This window comes from Bacteroides sp. HMSC067B03, from assembly GCF_001811315.1.
In the GTDB taxonomy this organism is placed as follows: Bacteria; Bacteroidota; Bacteroidia; order Bacteroidales; family Bacteroidaceae; genus Bacteroides; species Bacteroides faecis.
The window spans coordinates 1-18,560 of the sequence record NZ_KV804357.1; the positions used below are offsets into that span (position 1 = coordinate 1).

At 47.0% G+C, this 18,560-nt stretch carries 14 protein-coding genes; 9 read left to right on the top strand and 5 right to left on the bottom strand.

Annotated elements, in window-relative coordinates; genetic code table 11:
- Positions 1–178: 178 nt before the first annotated feature.
- Positions 179–1,186: an aspartate-semialdehyde dehydrogenase gene (locus HMPREF2794_RS11945; protein WP_070751579.1), complete on the bottom strand. Its 1,008-nt coding sequence runs from the start codon at positions 1,184–1,186 to the stop codon at positions 179–181.
- Between the two features lie 200 nt (positions 1,187–1,386).
- Here HMPREF2794_RS11945 and HMPREF2794_RS11950 point away from each other — a divergent pair, with 200 nt between their 5' ends.
- From HMPREF2794_RS11950 to HMPREF2794_RS11960, 3 genes are read left to right on the top strand one after another with little or no spacing between them, the layout of a single operon-like run.
- Positions 1,387–3,522 (top strand): cation:proton antiporter domain-containing protein, encoded by a 2,136-nt coding sequence (locus HMPREF2794_RS11950; protein WP_010536317.1) that lies wholly within the window; start codon positions 1,387–1,389, stop codon positions 3,520–3,522.
- A complete protein-coding gene (locus HMPREF2794_RS11955) occupies positions 3,522–4,235 on the top strand; it encodes a tRNA threonylcarbamoyladenosine dehydratase (RefSeq protein ID WP_070751580.1) in 714 nt (237 codons plus the stop codon). Before HMPREF2794_RS11950 ends, HMPREF2794_RS11955 begins: the two co-directional genes overlap by 1 nt.
- Positions 4,236–4,244: 9 nt before the next feature.
- On the top strand, positions 4,245–4,901 hold the full coding sequence (locus HMPREF2794_RS11960; protein WP_010536319.1) for an ABC transporter ATP-binding protein: 657 nt from the start codon (positions 4,245–4,247) through the stop codon (positions 4,899–4,901).
- Between the two features lie 231 nt (positions 4,902–5,132).
- Here the strand turns inward: HMPREF2794_RS11960 and HMPREF2794_RS11965 are convergent, their stop codons facing one another.
- Both HMPREF2794_RS11965 and HMPREF2794_RS11970 read right to left on the bottom strand, forming a co-directional pair.
- Positions 5,133–6,062: a ComEA family DNA-binding protein gene (locus HMPREF2794_RS11965; RefSeq protein ID WP_070751581.1), complete on the bottom strand. Its 930-nt coding sequence runs from the start codon at positions 6,060–6,062 to the stop codon at positions 5,133–5,135.
- Positions 6,062–7,432, bottom strand: a complete 1,371-nt coding sequence (locus HMPREF2794_RS11970) for a sodium-dependent transporter (RefSeq protein WP_070751582.1) — start codon at positions 7,430–7,432, stop codon at positions 6,062–6,064. The genes HMPREF2794_RS11965 and HMPREF2794_RS11970 overlap by 1 nt, the downstream gene beginning before the upstream one ends.
- Before the next feature lie 103 nt (positions 7,433–7,535).
- Here HMPREF2794_RS11970 and HMPREF2794_RS11975 point away from each other — a divergent pair, with 103 nt between their 5' ends.
- Entirely contained in the window at positions 7,536–7,922 is a 387-nt protein-coding gene (locus HMPREF2794_RS11975; protein ID WP_022300878.1) for a VanZ family protein, read from the top strand.
- On the opposite strand, the gene murF is transcribed toward HMPREF2794_RS11975, so the two are convergent.
- Both murF and HMPREF2794_RS11985 read right to left on the bottom strand, forming a co-directional pair.
- On the bottom strand, positions 7,919–9,217 hold the full coding sequence (gene murF, locus HMPREF2794_RS11980) for a UDP-N-acetylmuramoyl-tripeptide--D-alanyl-D-alanine ligase (RefSeq protein WP_055269106.1): 1,299 nt from the start codon (positions 9,215–9,217) through the stop codon (positions 7,919–7,921). The two genes, HMPREF2794_RS11975 and murF, sit on opposite strands and share 4 nt — an antisense overlap.
- Before the next feature lie 77 nt (positions 9,218–9,294).
- Positions 9,295–11,307, bottom strand: coding sequence for a tetratricopeptide repeat-containing sensor histidine kinase (locus HMPREF2794_RS11985; RefSeq protein ID WP_070751583.1), 2,013 nt, complete (start codon positions 11,305–11,307; stop codon positions 9,295–9,297).
- Between the two features lie 117 nt (positions 11,308–11,424).
- On the opposite strand from HMPREF2794_RS11985, the gene folP reads away from it, so the two are divergent.
- The 5 genes from folP (at position 11,425) to HMPREF2794_RS12010 (ending at position 18,553) form a co-directional block, all read left to right on the top strand.
- Positions 11,425–12,267, top strand: a complete 843-nt coding sequence (gene folP / locus HMPREF2794_RS11990) for a dihydropteroate synthase (protein ID WP_070751584.1) — start codon at positions 11,425–11,427, stop codon at positions 12,265–12,267.
- A 29-nt stretch (positions 12,268–12,296) separates the two neighbouring features.
- Positions 12,297–13,061, top strand: a complete 765-nt coding sequence (gene cdaA, locus HMPREF2794_RS11995; protein ID WP_010536326.1) for a diadenylate cyclase CdaA — start codon at positions 12,297–12,299, stop codon at positions 13,059–13,061.
- A 19-nt stretch (positions 13,062–13,080) separates the two neighbouring features.
- On the top strand, positions 13,081–14,622 hold the full coding sequence (locus HMPREF2794_RS12000) for a TldD/PmbA family protein (protein ID WP_070751585.1): 1,542 nt from the start codon (positions 13,081–13,083) through the stop codon (positions 14,620–14,622).
- 31 nt (positions 14,623–14,653) lie between these two features.
- A complete protein-coding gene (locus HMPREF2794_RS12005) occupies positions 14,654–15,973 on the top strand; it encodes a TldD/PmbA family protein (RefSeq protein WP_010536328.1) in 1,320 nt (439 codons plus the stop codon).
- 243 nt (positions 15,974–16,216) lie between these two features.
- Positions 16,217–18,553, top strand: coding sequence for a beta-galactosidase (locus tag HMPREF2794_RS12010; protein ID WP_070751586.1), 2,337 nt, complete (start codon positions 16,217–16,219; stop codon positions 18,551–18,553).
- Positions 18,554–18,560 lie beyond the last annotated feature (7 nt).

Sequence of the window (18,560 nt, forward strand, 5' to 3'; positions counted from 1 at the left end):
GCTGTTTCAACGGTTGGAACTGAATTTGGAACTACAGGGGAATAGGGAATAGCCTGATGATACTGGAAGATGTGGAAAGAAAGTGTGTGTAGCTTCAAAGCAAACAAAGAAGGCCGGCTTGCTACGCGACAATCGTCACAGTGCAAGCCGACCTTTATTCTGGTCTTATCTATATATCTTATACGTTCTTTACCTTAATCAGATACTCAGCGATCTGCACGGCATTCAGTGCAGCGCCTTTTTTGATCTGATCGCCAACGATCCAGAATGTCAATCCGTTTTCATTCGTAAGGTCTTTACGGATACGTCCTACGTAGACAGGATCTTTGCCTGCAAGGAACAACGGCATCGGATAATCCTTTTCTGCCGGGTTGTCCTGAAGCACCAGTCCTTCGCCTTTGGCGAATGCTTCGCGGGCTTCTTCCACAGAGATCGGACGTTCTGTTTCCACCCAAATGCTTTCAGAGTGAGCACGTAATGCAGGAACACGTACACAAGTTGCGCTGACTTTCACGTCAGAGTGCATGATTTTGCGTGTTTCGTTATACATTTTCATTTCTTCTTTGGTATAACCGTTTTCTGTAAACACGTCGATTTGCGGAATCAGGTTGAATGCCAGCTGATAAGCAAACTTCTCTACAGTCACAGGCTCGTTGGCCAATACCTGACGGTATTGTTCGTACAGCTCGTCCATAGCGGCAGCACCGGCACCGCTGGCAGCCTGATAAGTAGAAACATGCACGGTTTTTATATGAGAAAGCTGTTCGATGGCTTTCAGTGCAACTACCATCTGGATAGTTGTACAGTTAGGATTGGCAATGACGCCACGCGGACGCTCCAACGCGTCTGCGGCATTTACTTCGGGCACTACCAGAGGTACATCAGCGTCCATACGGAAAGCGCTGGAGTTGTCGATCATCACAGCACCATACTTGGTGATTGTTTTCTCGAACTCCTTGGATGTTCCTGCACCGGCAGAAGTGAAAGCAATGTCTACTCCTTTAAAGTCATCGTTGTGTTGTAAGAGTTTGACCTCGATCTGTTTACCGCGGAAAGTATAAGTTGTTCCGGCACTACGTTTAGAACCGAACAAAACTAACTCGTCCATCGGGAAGTTTCTCTCATCGAGCACGCGCAGGAATTCCTGTCCTACGGCTCCGCTTACGCCAACAATAGCTACTTTCATCTTTTTCTTTTGTTAAATGTGAATACTGTATTTATCTTCCAGTTCTGACGAATAGGATAGATTTGGCTGCAAAATTATAACATTTTGCCATATAAACCGCATTTTTGTCGAAGAATTATTATTTCAATCTATCTACCTATGAATTGGAGGTATGCGAACTTTTTTGTTCCTTTGCATTGAAATCCTAAAACCACGGACCTATGAACCTGTTTGAATTCAATTTAGCGTTACCAATAACTGATCCGACGTGGGTGTTTTTTTTGGTACTAATTATAATTCTGTTTGCTCCGATGATTCTGGGGCGCCTTCATATACCTCATATTATCGGTATGATTCTGGCGGGTGTGCTGATCGGCGAACACGGATTCCATGTGCTCGATCGTGACAGCAGTTTCGAATTGTTCGGTAAAGTCGGACTTTACTATATCATGTTCCTTGCCGGACTTGAAATGGACATGGAAGACTTCAAGAAAAACCGGATGAAAAGTGTTGTCTTCGGCTTGCTTACCTTCCTGATTCCTATGGCGTTGGGTATATGGAGCAGTATGAGCATGCTGGGGTATGGTTTTCTTACTGCCGTATTGCTTGCCAGTATGTATGCTTCCCATACCTTGATTGCTTATCCTATTATCAGCCGTTACGGGTTGTCCCGTTTGCGCAGTGTCAATATTACGATTGGCGGTACGGCGATTACGGTCACTCTTGCCCTGATCATCCTTGCTGTCATAGGCGGAATGTTCAAAGGCACTGTCGACGGTCTGTTCTGGGTATTCCTTGTGGCGAAAGTAGCCTTTCTGGGTTTTCTCATCATCTTTTTCTTCCCCCGTATCGGACGTTGGTTTTTCCGGAAGTATGACGACAGTGTGATGCAGTTCGTGTTCGTGCTGGCTATGGTCTTCCTCGGCGGCGGACTGATGGAGTTTGTTGGGATGGAAGGTATTTTGGGAGCTTTCCTGGCAGGCTTGGTCTTGAACCGTTTGATTCCTCATGTTTCTCCATTGATGAACCGGCTGGAATTTGTAGGAAATGCCCTGTTCATTCCTTATTTCCTGATCGGTGTCGGCATGATTATTGATGTCCGCAGTCTGTTTACAGGTGGCGAAGCGCTGAAAGTGGCGATAGTCATGACGGTGGTAGCTACTTTCAGCAAATGGCTGGCAGCATGGCTCACGCAGAAGATTTACCGTATGCAGTCCAATGAACGCAGCATGATCTTCGGATTGAGTAATGCGCAGGCGGCAGCCACACTGGCAGCGGTGCTGATCGGACACGAAATCATCATGGAGAACGGCGAGCGGCTGCTCAATGATGATGTGCTGAACGGTACGGTCGTGATGATTCTTTTCACCTGTGTGATCAGTTCGCTGGTAACGGAACGCTCCGCCCGTCGTTTTGCACTGAATGAAGATACGCAGCCGGAAGATAAGGGCGTGAAGAAAACGATGGAACAGATTTTGATTCCGGTAGCCAATCCGGAAACGATTGAGAACCTTGTCAATCTTGCGCTAGTCATCAAAGATACCAAGCAGAAGAATGGCATGATTGCCCTGAATGTGATTAATGACAATAACAGCTCGGAGAATAAAGAACTGCAAGGCAAGCGGAATCTGGAAAAAGCGGCGATGATTGCCGCTGCCGCCGATGTCCCGGTGACGATGGTGAGCCGTTATGATTTGAACATTGCTTCGGGAATTATACATACCATCAAGGAATATGAAGCTACGGATGTAGTGATCGGTCTGCACCGCAAGGCCAATATTGTCGATTCTTTTTTCGGAAACCTTGCCGAAAGTCTGCTGAAAGGTACTCACCGCGAAGTGATGATAGCCAAATTCCTGATGCCGGTCAATACGCTCCGCCGTATTATCATCGCTGTTCCGCCTAAAGCCGAATTTGAAACAGGCTTCTCCAAATGGGTAGAGCATTTCTGCCGGATGGGAAGTATTCTTGGCTGTCGCGTACATTTCTTCGCCAACGAACGTACACTGATGCGCCTGCAACAACTGGTAAAGAAGAAATTCAGCGGCACTCCGACCGAGTTTTCCATGCTCGAAGAGTGGGGCGATCTTTTGCTGTTGACCGGACAGGTGAACTACGATCATTTATTCGTCGTTATCTCGGCCCGCCGGGGTTCTATCTCGTATGATCCTTCTTTCGAACGTCTGCCGGCACAGTTGAGCAAATACTTCTCGAACAACAGTCTGATTATCCTGTATCCCGACCAGTTCGGTGATCCGCAGGAAATTGTATCTTTCTCCGACCCGCGTGGCTACAACGAATCGCAGCATTATGAAAAGGTGGGCAAATGGTTTTATAAATGGTTTAAGAAAAGCTGATGGAAGAGAACTGGCAACAACGGACGGAACTCCTGCTGGGAGAAGATAAAATGAAGCGTATCCGGGCTTCGCATGTACTGGTCGTCGGTCTGGGAGGCGTAGGGGCGTATGCTGCCGAAATGCTTTGCCGGGCAGGGGTCGGGCGGATGACGATTGTAGACGCCGATACCGTGCAGCCTACCAATATGAATCGCCAGCTTCCTGCCATGCACTCTACTCTGGGGATGCCGAAGGCGGAAGTGCTGGCGGCACGATATAAGGATATCAATCCGGATATTGAACTCACCGTCTTATCCGTTTACCTGAAAGACGAGAATATTCCCGAATTGCTGGACTCTGCCAGATTCGATTTTATAGTGGATGCCATCGACACGATCAGTCCTAAATGTTTTCTGATTTATGAGGCGATGAAGCGTCATATAAAGATTGTTTCCAGTATGGGAGCCGGTGCGAAGAGCGATATAACGCAGATACGTTTTGCTGATCTTTGGGATACCTATCATTGCGGGCTCAGCAAAGCAGTGCGGAAGCGTTTGCAGAAGATGGGGGTAAAGCGTAAACTGCCTGTCGTATTCAGTACCGAGCAGGCGGACCCGAAAGCGGTATTGCTCACCGACGACGAACGGAATAAGAAATCTACCTGTGGAACGGTCAGCTATATGCCGGCGGTTTTCGGCTGCTATCTGGCGGAATATGTCATTAAACGAATCTAAGAAGCTATTATGATCAAATTAGAAGGAATAACCAAGAGTTTTGGCTCTTTGCAGGTGCTGAAAGGCATTGATCTGGAAATAAATAAAGGAGAGATCGTCAGTATTGTCGGTCCCAGCGGTGCCGGAAAAACCACCCTGTTGCAGATTATGGGAACGCTCGACGAGCCGGATGCGGGTACGGTAGCGATTGACGGAACTGTCGTCAGCCGGATGAAGGAGAAAGAACTTTCGGCCTTCCGCAATAAGAATATCGGCTTTGTGTTTCAGTTTCATCAGCTTCTGCCGGAGTTTACCGCATTGGAGAACGTGATGATCCCTGCATTTATTGCCGGAGTATCGTCTAAGGAAGCTACCGACCGTGCTATGGAAATACTGGCTTTCATGGGACTCACCGAGCGTGCGTCTCATAAGCCGAACGAACTGTCGGGGGGAGAGAAGCAACGGGTTGCCGTAGCCCGTGCGTTGATCAATCACCCCGCTGTCATCCTTGCGGACGAACCTTCCGGAAGCCTGGATACACACAATAAAGAAGATTTACACCAATTGTTCTTCGACCTGAGGGACCGTCTGGGACAGACTTTCGTGATAGTCACTCATGATGAGGGATTGGCTAAAATCACCGATAGAACGGTACATATGGTGGATGGCACAATTAAAAAAGATTAATAAGGGAACCAAATTTCTAAAAATGGATACCAAATCACTAGAAGGTTGTGTGAGTTCAATCTTTTAGCTATATATTTATAGTCGCTTCTCTACGTAAGTCTGTGAAGATGTCAGTAGAGTGTTTGTTTTGTTTGTGTGTGATGCATTCTTGTCTGGTGTGATAGGAATGCATCTTTTTTTATATATCACAACAAATGTGTTTCTGCCAACCGTAAATAACGTGGGTGCATATCAGTCATAACAAATATAAGGCATGATTCGTTCGAAATCAGCCGAAGTGAATTCCTCGTAAAGTGCCAGTTGCTTCAAATCTCTTAATTTCCCTTTTTTCTTCCGGTATTCCGCAATCACTTTGGCTTGATAGAAGTTGATGTACGGATGGTGCATCATTCGTTCGACACTTGCCTTGTTGATGTTGATCCGGTGAATCTGTGTGGCATCCACAGAGAACCACGACCGGAGCTTTTCCACTTTCAGGCGAATTTCTTCCAACTGCTCTATCTGATAGAACCCTCCTAATAATCTGCGACGGTTCACTATCGACTGCGCAATCCGGCTTCCGATACCCGGAATCTTTTTCAGTTCGGTGGTATCCGCTTGATTCAGGTCGATGATAATCCCCGGATGGTACTTCATTAAAGTATCATGTTGTGCTGTTGCTTGTACTACTAGTAGCCGGCTGGTATCTGGGGAAATCGGCTCTTCGGCAATGCGGATATAGGGGAGAAGAGTGCGGTATTGTTCCTCTGTCAGCCCGTATATCTTCCGAAAGTCTTCCGGGCGCCGGAACCTGCCTTGCCTGTTGCGGTATCGCAGAATGTTGCTTGCCATCCAGGAAGGTAAACCGAGACTGAGGAAAGTGGTGGAGTCAGCCATATTCGGATCGAATGTGGCAAGCCTGATTTCTTTTTTCGGATGGACTGCTGATGAACGGTTGTTTGTATAATCAGGATATTTCTTGCCTGGCTTTAGTTTCTTCACGGAAGAGATAAAATCACTATATTCCTTTTCGGCTTTTACCTGTTCAGCCGGATTGGTTTTCTCCGGTTGAGAGAAAGCCTGCAAGAGTCGGGGGATAGCATATGCCCCTATAACAAGAACGACAAGGACGATAATGCCTTGTCGTTCGGTTTTAGTGAAGTAAAAAAAGTCTTTCCACATTATAGTTTGATAAGCCCTAACTCATTGATAAAGATCAGGGAGATGGCAATCGGTGCAATGTATCTTAATATAAAGATGATCAGTTTATACACAGGAACTTTCAGCGAACCGTCATTGGTGATCTCCGCCCAGACGATTTTCTTGTCGAGATACCATCCGGTAAAGATGGAGATACACAGACCTCCGAGTGTCAGCATGATCTTCGCTGTGACAAAGTCGAACAAGTCAAAGATGCCTAATCCGAAAACCGTGAATCCTTTCATGACTCCCAGCGACAATGAACAGAGGATACCTAAGAAGATACATCCTCCGGTCACCAGTCTGGCCGCCTTGCCGCGTGTGAAGTTGAACTCTTCGTGCAGATAAGCAGTGACTACTTCGTGCAGGGAGATAGTAGAAGTCAGTGCTGCCATTGCAAGCAATACGTAGAACATCACCGAGAAGATATAAGCCAGTATCGGCACTCCGCTAAACGCTTGTTGAAATACATTAGGCAGTGTGATAAAGATGAGGCTCGGACCCGCATCCGGTTGTATTCCTACGGAGAATGCAGCCGGGAAAATAATGAATCCGGCCAATACTGCTACGATCGTATCTATAATTCCTACACTGAATGCGGTCTTGGTCAGGTTGGTTTCCTTACTGAAATAAGAAGCATAGGTGCAGAGACATCCCATTCCCAGACTTAGGGAGAAGAAAGCCTGTCCCATCGCACTCAGAAATACATTTCCGTCTACTTTGCTGAAATCCGGTTTCAACAGAAACTCGATACCGGCACCTGCTCCGGGCAGGGTAACCGAACAGACCACAAGTATCAATATGATAATGAATAGGGTAGGCATCATAATCTTGGAAGATTTCTCAATCCCTTTCTCGACTCCTTTGACAATAATAAAATGAGTAACCGTCAGAAATATAACCAGCCACAAAACTGGTCGCCACGGATTGCTGGAAAACTGTTGGAAAGAAGAGATGAATTCTGTAGGAGTCTTGCCTGAAAAGCCGTTTGTAAGAGCTTCAAACACATACTCCAACGTCCATCCTGCCACTACGGAGTAATAACTGAGAATAAGGAAAGCGGCGAGAACACCCATGCGTCCTACCCAGCGCCAATGAGTGCCGGGAGCTAATTTCTGATAGGCTCCCGCCGTATTTGCCCTCGAACGGCGCCCGATCAGGAATTCGGCAATTAAAATGGGAAGTCCCAAAAGAAAAACGCATCCTAAATAGATCAGTATAAAGGCTGCGCCACCGTGATTACCCGTCTCATAGGGAAATCTCCAGATGTTTCCCAACCCTACTGCTGAGCCAGCGGAAGCAAGTATTACGCCTATTTTACTCCCGAAGTTCGCTCTATCATTTTTTGTCATAAATCTTGTTTTGTCTTACAAATCGTTATAAAATGTACGTATTAAAATGCAAATATAGAAAATGATAGTTATATTTGTACCGAAATTGTAATTTTATTTAGATATGCTATCTTATATTAAGAAATATCCTATTTCGCTTTTTATAATCTTGACTGTGATTTATCTGTCTTTCTTCAAACCTCCTAAAACGGACTTGAGTGAAATACCGAACCTGGATAAATTAGTCCACATCTGCATGTATTTCGGTATGTCCGGAATGTTGTGGCTGGAGTTTCTGCGGGCGCATCGCCGCGATAATGCACCATTATGGCACGCATGGGTAGGAGCATTCCTCTGTCCCATACTTTTTAGCGGCTGTGTGGAGTTGCTGCAAGAATATTGCACGACTTACCGGGGAGGAGACTGGCTGGACTTTGCCGCCAACTCAACGGGAGCGACATTGGCGAGTCTGATCGCCTATTATGTCGTTCGACCGAGAATGAAGAACTAAAAATGGTCTACTGTCGAGCTAAGCTTGATGCCGTTAGAACCTTTGATGAGGATGGTATAGCCTTTAGGCTTGTTGGTTTCCAGTTCCTTTATTACTTCCTGTACGTTCGGGTAGGTCTTGAAGGAATGTTCTGCTGCTGCAAACTGTTCTCCCACTAGCCATACTTCTTCAAAATCACATTCTTTGATGTAGTCTGCTATCTTTTGATGTTCGGCAGCGCTTTCGGCGCCCAGTTCACGCATATCTCCCAAAAGAAGCATCTTGTGAGGTACCTCCATGTTGCGGAAGTTCTGCAAAGCAGCCATCATGCTGGTCGGATTGGCGTTGTACGCGTCGATAATCAGCGTATTATCATTCGTTTTCTTTAGTTGAGAGCGATTGTTTTGCGGTGTATATCCGGCTAAGGCTTCATTGATTTTTGCGGCTTCCACTCCAAAGAAGAGACCGATGGTGATGGCGGCCAGCGCGTTCGGGAAGTTGTATTCTCCGATCAGTTGCGTCTGTACCTGATAGGTTTCACCGGCTTTGCCGGCTTTCCATTCGAAAGTGAGATAAGGGGAATTGCCGGTGATTCGTCCGTTCACGTAAAGGTCATCCTCCGTGCCGTAAGGAATCAGATTCAGTCCCCCGGCTATATTCATCAGATAGGCGTTGTCATGATGGATAAAGACGGTGGAACCTTCTTTCTTACGGAGAAAGTCATAAAGTTCTCCTTTGGTCTTTATCACTCCTTCGAAAGAACCGAAACCTTCCAGATGAGCTTTGCCTACATTGGTAATGATACCACAGTCTGGTTCTGCGATTTCACTGAGAAACTTGATTTCTCCCGGATGGTTGGCACCCATTTCGATGACGGCAAGGTCGTGTTCCGCTTTCAGGCGGAGCAGGGTGGAGGGTACACCGATGTGATTGTTCAGATTCCCTAATGTATAAAGAATGTTGTGGCTTTGCGAGAGTACGGCGGAAATCAGTTCCTTCGTAGTTGTTTTACCGTTGGTTCCGGTGATGCCAATGACCCGGGTACCCAGTTGACGGCGGTGGTAATTGGCAAGCTGTTGCAGTGTTTGCAGACAGTTGTCTACAAGTATATATCGTTGGTCTCCTTCGACCGCATATTCGGGTTCGTCGATGATGGCATAAGCGCAACCGGTTTCCAATGCCTTTCCGGCAAATGCATTTCCATTGAAAGACTCGCCTTTCAAAGCGATAAACAGTGACCCTTCCGGACAGTTCCGGCTATCGGTAGTCACCAATTGGCAATCCAGAAAAATCTGGTAAAGAGCAGAAAGATTCATAGCCTGGGCTTTTATTTTAAACGCTGCAAAGATAGGCTATTCTTTCGGATTTGGTATCGGTTGGAGTCGTTTTTTACTCAGGTATATATCAGGGGAAGAGTCAGCACCATCCGACAGCCGTCCGTATAGAAAGGGTCGATCCGGAGGCTTCCTCCTGACTTCTCGGCAATCGTCCGGCAGATCGACAGTCCGAGGCCCGTACCCTGTGAGAAGGAGTTCATCTTGAAGAAGCGCTCGAATACCGCTTCCTGTTTCTCCTTCGGTATCCCTATACCTGTGTCGGTAATGCTGATTTCAAGTTTCTTTTCTGCTTCCAACACCGAATAAGCTAATTCGATGCTGCCATGATCCGTGAACTTTATCGCGTTATGTATCAAGTTGGTCAGTAACTGTGATATGCGCTCCGGATTGCTGAGTATAATCAGATTCTCCCTTTCCGGCCTGAAATGAAACGCTACGGTATCCCGTTCCTGCATGCCGGCAGCTTCGATGGACATCTGGCAGACTATATTAATATCCGTCCGGATGTCCGTAGGGAGTTTGTCGTATTGGTCGAGTTCTGACAGAGTCAGCACATCGGTAACCAGCCGGAGCAGGTCGTCGGTGTTGGCTTTGATGATGTTGACGAATTCTTTCGTTTCCTCATTGCCATAGTGGTCACTTAATACTTGCGAGAAACCTATGATCGAATTGAGCGGTGTCCGTATTTCATGAGACATACTCTGAATAAAAGTTGTTTTCATCTGGCTGTTCGCTTCTGCCAGGTCTCTGGCTTTGCGCAACTCCTCTCTCGAATGAGTCAGTTCCTCATTCTTAATCTTTAGTTCACTTTCCGAAGTTTTCAGTTTCCGGTTCAGGCGGCCTTCCCGATATAAGAACAGGAAAAGGATACCTAACAGGATAATCAATGAAATAATCAGCGTCGTTTTATTGCTCAACTCTTTTTCTTTCGCCTGGAGCATTAATTCTTTTTTCTCCGCATTGAGCTTTTCCACATTCAGCAGGGTGGCAAATTCACTGCTGGCGAGTCGCTCGTTGGCAATTTTTAAAGAATCGTCCACTCTTATGTATTTTTGCAGGAACTTAATCGCTTCCTCCGGTCTGCCCATCTGCTTGTAGATTTCTCCTTTGATACGGTATTGTTCGCCGTTCATGGCATATTCATTCAGCCGTTGCTCTTCCGCTTCCTGTTTCTCGGTAGCTTCCAGTGCTTTCACGAACTGTTTGCTACGCTGATAGTAGAAAGATTCCGTGCGGTAAAACCTTTTTTTGAGCGAGTCGAGCCTTTTGTCCTGGTCAAACAGCTCCCTGCATTCCTTCAGCATCTTCTCGGCTGCCGGAAAGTCACCGGATTCACTGTAATAATCCACGTATGCCAGCTTTGCCAGTATCTTGTGGCTGGCAGAATTAGCTGTTCTTACCGCTTTTTCCAGAGCTTTTACTGCCAGCTCCGGCTGGTGATGCGTAGTATAGTAACTGGCAAGTTGGGCATATGTATTACTGATGTTATAGTTTTCTAATTTATATTTCTCGGTCAGTTCGATTTCTTTTTGGCGCCATTCGGAGGCCATGACATCAAAGTTCTTGATCGTGTAAATCTGCGACATGATGTTGTAGCAGTACAGAAGTCCGGTCTTGTTGTCTTCTTCCTGTGCCTCTTTCAGCATTTTCTCGGCTTCGTAGAGGGCGATGTTGCTTCTCCCTGTTTTCAGGTAATACAGGATCAGCCGGTTTGCCCAAGCGAAGTAATAGTACTTGGGTTGCAGGGTTTCCTTTGCGAATTGTTTTACCTTACTGGTATGAAAAACCACGCTGTCTTCATTGTTCCCCTGGTAATAATAATAGTCTAACCGGGTAGAGAGAGCCACTGCCTGCATCCGCTGGTCGTTTTGCTCTGCGGCCATGTGGAACAGCGTATCAGACATGCTGAGTACGACAGGCTCCAGCAGATTTTCCTGGCAGCGCTGATAGTAAGCATACAGGGAAGAATCCACGTTATAAACTTCAGCCTCTTTCTGGGCTTTTGCAGGAATAACGATGAACAAAAGGGAGAAAATACATCCTAAGATAATTCGGTACAATTGGCTCATGGCACTCGTTTTCGGTCATTCTATTGATTGCAAATATACGTTTATTTCCTAATTTTAATACGAATACTTGCATTTTTTATCTACATTTGCAACAGTCTAACTGGAATATAATCAAGAATGAAATTGATCTCTCCAACTTATATAAATGTGAAAGGGCGCCTGCTCGATCTGACCACTCCGCAAGTGATGGGTATTCTCAACGTGACGCCTGATTCTTTTTATTCCGGTAGCCGGATGCAGACGCAGGAGGAAATTGCGGTGCGGGCACGGCAGATTATCGATGAAGGTGCTTCTATCATTGATATCGGAGCTTATTCTTCGCGTTCGAATGCCGAACATATCACTGCCGGGGAAGAAATGAACCGCTTACGCACCGGACTGGAAATTGTGAACCGTAACCATCCGGACGCGATTGTTTCGGTAGATACGTTCCGGGCGGATGTAGCCGAGCAGTGTGTGAAGGACTATGGTGTAGCTATTGTGAATGATATCGCTGCCGGTGAGATGGACGACCGGATGTTTGAAACGGTTGCCCGACTGGGAGTGCCTTATATCATGATGCATATGCAGGGAACTCCCCAAAACATGCAGAAAGAACCTCATTATGACAATCTGATCAAAGAAGTTTTCATATACTTCGCACGCAAAGTGCAGCAGCTTCGTGACTTGGGCATGAAGGACATTATACTCGATCCGGGATTTGGCTTTGGAAAGACATTGGAACATAATTATGAACTGATGGCCCATCTGGAAGAATTCAGCATTTTCGAACTTCCGCTGTTAGTCGGCGTTTCCCGGAAATCAATGATTTATAAACTATTGGGAGGAACTCCGCAAGATGCTTTGAATGGAACTACCGTACTGGATACAGTGGCTTTGATGAAAGGAGCGAACATTCTTCGGGTGCATGATGTGCGCGAAGCGGTGGAAGCTGTCCGGATTGTGGAGAAACTAAGATAAATTACTAACTTATAATTAGAACGAATACCGTGTTTTTTGACGTTGGCATAAAAGATTTTATCGATGTACTGCTGGTTGCCCTGCTGTTGTATTACACTTACAAGCTGATGAAGGCATCCGGCTCTATCAAGGTTTTTACCGGCATTCTGGTGTTTATCCTGATCTGGCTGGTCGTTACGCAGATCCTGGAAATGAAACTGCTGGGTTCCATATTCGATACCTTGATGAATGTGGGGGTGATTGCTTTGATTGTTCTTTTTCAGGATGAGATTCGCCGTTTCCTGTTGACATTGGGGTCTCATCGGCATGTCAGTGCGCTGGCGCACTTTTTCAGCGGATCGAAGAAAGAAGCTTTGAAACATGACGATATCATGCCGGTGGTAATGGCCTGCCTGAGTATGGGAAAGCAGAAAGTAGGTGCATTGATCGTGATCGAGCATACCACTCCTTTGGACGAAGTGGTCCGGACGGGGGAAATAATAGATGCGACTATCAGTCAGCGTCTGATTGAGAATATATTTTTCAAGAACAGTCCTCTGCATGACGGGGCAATGGTCATCAGCAAAAAGCGGATCAAAGCGGCGGGTTGTATCCTTCCCGTATCGCACGACCTGAATATTCCGAAGGAACTGGGCTTGCGTCACCGTGCGGCTATGGGTATCTCGCAAAAGTCGGATGCGCATGCCATCATCGTCTCCGAAGAGACCGGATCTATTTCTGTGGCTTATCGCGGACAATTCTACCTTCGTCTGAATGCCGAAGAACTGGAAAGTCTGCTGACAAAAGATAACTGAAACTAAAATATAAGTGAACATGGACAGACGAAATTTTCTAAAAACCGGAGGGATAGCTTTACTCGGCTCATTGACGACAGGTTCTGCTATGGCTCTGGCCACCCCAGGTGCATTGGGCGGCGAAGGAGCTGACAAGAAGGCAACAGTTGCTTTGGCTATGAATCATTTCGGAGTGAGTGAGGCAGACTTGAAAAAAGTGCTCGCTGCAGCATTGGAGAAAGGAGGCGACTACGCCGATCTTTTCTTTGAACACACCATTACAAACAGTATCCGCCTGATGGATGGAGCGGTGAACAACAGTTATTCGAATATAGACTATGGAGTCGGAGTCCGTGTGCTGATTGGAGACCAGAGCGGCTATGCCTACGTGGAGAATATTACATTGGAGGATATGCTGAAAGCTGCCCGCACAGCCGCCCGCATTGCTTCTGCCAACAAAGGCAATAAACCTCTGAATCTCACCGAAAAGGTACTGAAAAAGAACTATTATACCGTAGCTTCCCCTTGGGAGGAAGTGAGTCTGAAGGATAAGATGCCTTATCTGCAAAAACTGAATGACCAGATATTTGCTTTGGACAAGCGGGTACATAAAGTGCAGGCAAGCCAAAGCGACACCACCTCGCATATCTTCTTCTGCAATTCGGAAGGCGTGATGTTCTACGATTATCGTCCGATGGTGACGCTGGGGGCAGTGTGCATCATGGAAGAAAACGGAAGGACGGAGAACGGCTATGCTGCCCGTGCCTACCGCAGAGGGTTCGATTTCCTGTCGGACGAAGTGGTGGACGTTATCGCCCGCGAAGCGGTAGACCAGACCTCTCTTCTGTTCAAGGCCATCAAACCTAAAGGAGGTGAAATGCCTGTAGTTATGGGTGCCGGAGGATCGGGTATCCTGCTTCACGAGGCTATCGGACATACTTTTGAAGCGGATTTCAACCGGAAGAACGTTTCCATATTTGCCGACCAGCTGAACAAGAAAGTCTGCAGCGAACATATCAACGTGGTAGATGACGGTACTATTCCGTTCAATCGGGGGTCGGTGAACTTCGACGATGAAGGTGCGGAAGGACAGAAAACCTATCTGATTAAAGACGGAGTGCTGACCAGCTATCTCCACGACCGTATCAGCGCGAAGCATTACGGAGTGGAACCGACCGGCAACGGACGCCGTGAGTCGTTCCGCAATATGCCGATTCCCCGTATGCGCGCCACATATATGGAGGCCGGAAATGTGAATGAATCGGATATTATATCTTCTGTAAAGAAAGGAATCTTTGTAGATAACTTTACGAACGGTCAGGTACAGATCGGTGCCGGAGACTTTACATTCTTTGTGAAGTCGGGCTACATGATTGAAGATGGTAAGCTGACACAACCGGTCAAGGACATTAATATCATCGGTAATGGTCCGAAAGCTTTGGCGGACATCACGATGGTAGCGACCAACGCAAAGATCGATAATGGTACATGGACTTGCGGCAAAGACGGACAATCCTGTCCGGTAACTTGCGGTATGCCTTCAGCTTTGGTTAGCAAACTGACTGTCGGCGGAGAGAACTAAAAGTAAATGTTTACTTTAAAAAGACGAACCTATGATTACAGACGAAAATAAAAAACTGGCACAATGGGCAATGGACTATGCCCTGAAGAATGGCTGCCAGGCAGCAAAAGTCCTTTTATATTCCTCTTCGAACACTTCTTTTGAGCTGCGCGATGCGAAGATGGACAGATTGCAGCAGGCATCGGAAGGCGGACTAAGCCTTTCCCTGTATGTAGACGGGCGTTACGGCAGTATCTCTACCAACCGCCTGAACCGGAAAGAACTGGAAACATTTATCAAAAACGGAATAGACTCTACACGCTATCTGGCTAAAGACGAAGCACGTGTATTGGCAGACCCTTCCCGTTACTATAAAGGAGGGCAGCCGGATCTGAAACTGTATGATGCCAAATTTGCATCATTCGACCCGGATGATAAGGTAGCCATGGCAAAAGCCGTAGCGGAAGAAGCCTTGGGTAAGGATGAACGGATTATCTCTGTCGGTTCCTCCTACAGTGATGGCGAGAATTTTGCTTATCGTCTGATTAGCAATGGCTTCGAAGGAGAGACGAAAAGCACGTGGTATTCACTTTCTGCCGATATTACGATTAAGGGGGAAGGAGAGGCACGTCCTTCTGCTTACTGGTATGAGTCGTCGCTTTATATGAACGATCTGATCAAGAAAGGAATCGGACAGAAAGCGCTGGAACGTGTGTTGCGCAAACTGGGACAGAAGAAGGTACAGTCCGGCAAATATACGATGGTGGTCGATCCGATGAACTCCAGCCGTTTGCTGAGTCCGGTGATGAGTGCGCTGAACGGTTCGGCTTTGCAACAGAAGAACTCTTTTTTACTGAACAAACTGAATGAAAAGATAGCCGGCGACCGGTTGACACTGACGGACGAACCTCATCTGGTAAAAGCCTCCGGTGCCCGCTATTTCGACAATGAAGGGATTGCTACGGAACGTCGTTCCATCTTCGATAAGGGGGTGCTGAATACTTATTTCATTGATACCTACAATGCTAAGAAGATGGGAGTTGATCCGACTATCAGCGGTTCTTCCATTCTGGTGATGGAAACGGGAGGTAAGAATCTCGAAGGACTGATTGCCGGAGTGGATAAAGGGATTCTCGTGACGGGCTTTAATGGTGGCAACAACAACAGTTCGACCGGAGATTTCTCTTATGGTATCGAAGGCTTCCTGATTGAGAACGGCAAGCTGACACAACCGGTATCCGAAATGAATGTTACCGGTAACCTGATCACTTTGTGGAACTCACTGGTTGCAACAGGAAACGACCCGCGCCTGAACTCCTCCTGGCGTATCCCTTCGCTGGTATTTGAAGGGGTTGATTTTAGCGGATTGTAGACGTCGGGTATCGATAGACTTGGATAATGGTCAAAAGATGATGGTCATTTTATGACCATCATCTTTTGACCATTACTTTTTACTACCCCTCATGTAATTTAGTACATTAATCTGGTTGAAACATTCCATTTCGCGGTATTTTGCTTTATTTCTAACCTTTTTTGAATGATAATTATCCCTGCCGATTTAGGTGGATGCCCTATCTTTGCCGTATACTATTAAAATACTATATTTGGAGTGGACATGAAAAACAAATTAATTGCTTTACTGGTACTTTTTACAGTCATCTTTTTCAGTAGTGCAGAGGCACAGACTACTGCCCGCAAATTTGAGGCAGGCAAGAACACATTCCTGCTGGACGGGAAACCGTTTGTAGTGAAAGCTGCCGAGTTGCACTATACCCGTATTCCGCAAGCCTATTGGGATCATCGCATCGAGATGTGCAAGGCGTTGGGGATGAATACTATCTGCATCTACATCTTCTGGAATATACACGAACAGGAAGAAGGAAAGTTTGACTTTACAGGTCAGAATGATATCGCAGCCTTCTGTCGTGCGGCACAGAAACACGGTATGTATGTCATCGTCCGCCCCGGTCCGTATGTGTGTGCGGAATGGGAAATGGGCGGACTGCCTTGGTGGCTGCTGAAAAAGAAAGATGTGGCACTTCGTACGCTCGATCCTTACTACATGGAGCGTGTGGGCATCTTCATGAAAGAAGTCGGTAAGCAACTGGCACCGCTACAGGTGAACAAAGGCGGAAATATTATCATGGTACAGGTAGAAAACGAATACGGTTCTTATGGCACTGACAAGCCTTATGTTTCAGCCGTACGCGATCTGGTGCGTGAATCCGGATTCACCGATGTGCCTCTCTTCCAATGCGACTGGAGCAGTAACTTTACCAGGAATGCGCTCGATGACCTGATCTGGACCATCAACTTCGGAACAGGCGCCAATATAGACCAGCAATTCAAGAAATTAAAAGAACTACGTCCGGAAACTCCGCTGATGTGCAGCGAATTCTGGAGCGGATGGTTCGACCACTGGGGACGGAAGCATGAAACCCGCCCTGCCAAAGATATGGTACAGGGTATCAAGGAGATGCTCGACCGTAACATTTCTTTCAGCCTGTACATGACTCACGGAGGAACGACCTTCGGACATTGGGGCGGTGCCAACAATCCTGCTTATTCCGCTATGTGCAGTTCTTACGACTACGATGCTCCGATTAGCGAAGCCGGATGGACGACGGAGAAGTATTTCCTCCTCCGCGATCTGCTGAAAACTTATCTTCCGGCTGGTGAAGCATTGCCGGAAGTACCTGATGCACTGCCTGTTATTGAGATTCCTGAATTTCATTTTACCAAAGTAGCTCCGCTTTTCTCTAATTTACCGGCTGCCAGACAGTCAGTGGATATCCAGCCGATGGAACAATTCAACCAGGGCTGGGGAACGATCCTGTATCGTACTACATTGCCCGAAGCCGTGAGCTCAGGCACTACATTAAAAATCACGGAAGTGCACGACTGGGCGCAAATCTTTGCTGACGGCAAACTATTGGCACGTCTCGACCGCCGCAAGGGAGAGTTTACCACTACCTTACCGGCCTTGAAGAAAGGTACGCAACTGGATATTCTGGTGGAGGCAATGGGACGTGTAAACTTTGACAAGTCCATTCACGACCGGAAGGGAATCACGGAGAAGGTAGAACTCCTTTCAGGCGACCGGACGAAAGAACTGAAAAACTGGACTGTCTATAACTTCCCGGTAGACTACTCATTTATCAAGAATAAGAAATACAAGGATACGAAGATATTACCGACTATGCCCGCTTACTATCAGTCATCTTTCAAACTCGACAAGGTAGGTGACACCTTCCTCGACATGAGTACATGGGGCAAAGGGATGGTATGGGTGAACGGTCATGCGATGGGGCGTTTCTGGGAAATCGGGCCTCAACAGACACTTTTCATACCGGGCTGCTGGCTGAAAGAAGGCGAGAATGAAGTCCTCGTTCTTGACTTGAAGGGGCCTGCCAAGGCTTCGATGAAAGGATTGAAGAAACCCATCCTCGACGTACTCCGTGAGAAAGCACCGGAAACCCACCGCAAGGATGGAGAAAAGCTGAAACTGGCAGGAGAGAAAGTGGCGCACGAAGGAGCCTTCACTCCGGGTAACGGCTGGCAGGAAGTACGTTTCGCGGCTCCGGTAAAAGGACGTTTCTTCTGCCTGGAAGCACTCTCTCCACAGGCTAATAACAATATCGCCGCCATTGCAGAATTTGATGTGCTGGGTGCCGACGGCAAACCTGTATCCCGTGAACATTGGAAAATCCGTTATGCCGATAGCGAAGAAACACGCAGCGGCAACCGGACGGCAGACAAGATATTCGACTTGCAGGAATCTACCTTCTGGATGACTGTAGACAATGTCGCTTATCCTCATCAGCTGGTAATCGACCTGAGCAAGGTGGAAACAGTGACGGGCTTCCGCTATCTGCCCCGTGCCGAAAAGAACTACCCGGGCATGATCCGTGAATACCGCGTGTATGTCAAACCGTCTGATTTTAAGTATTAACCCTCAA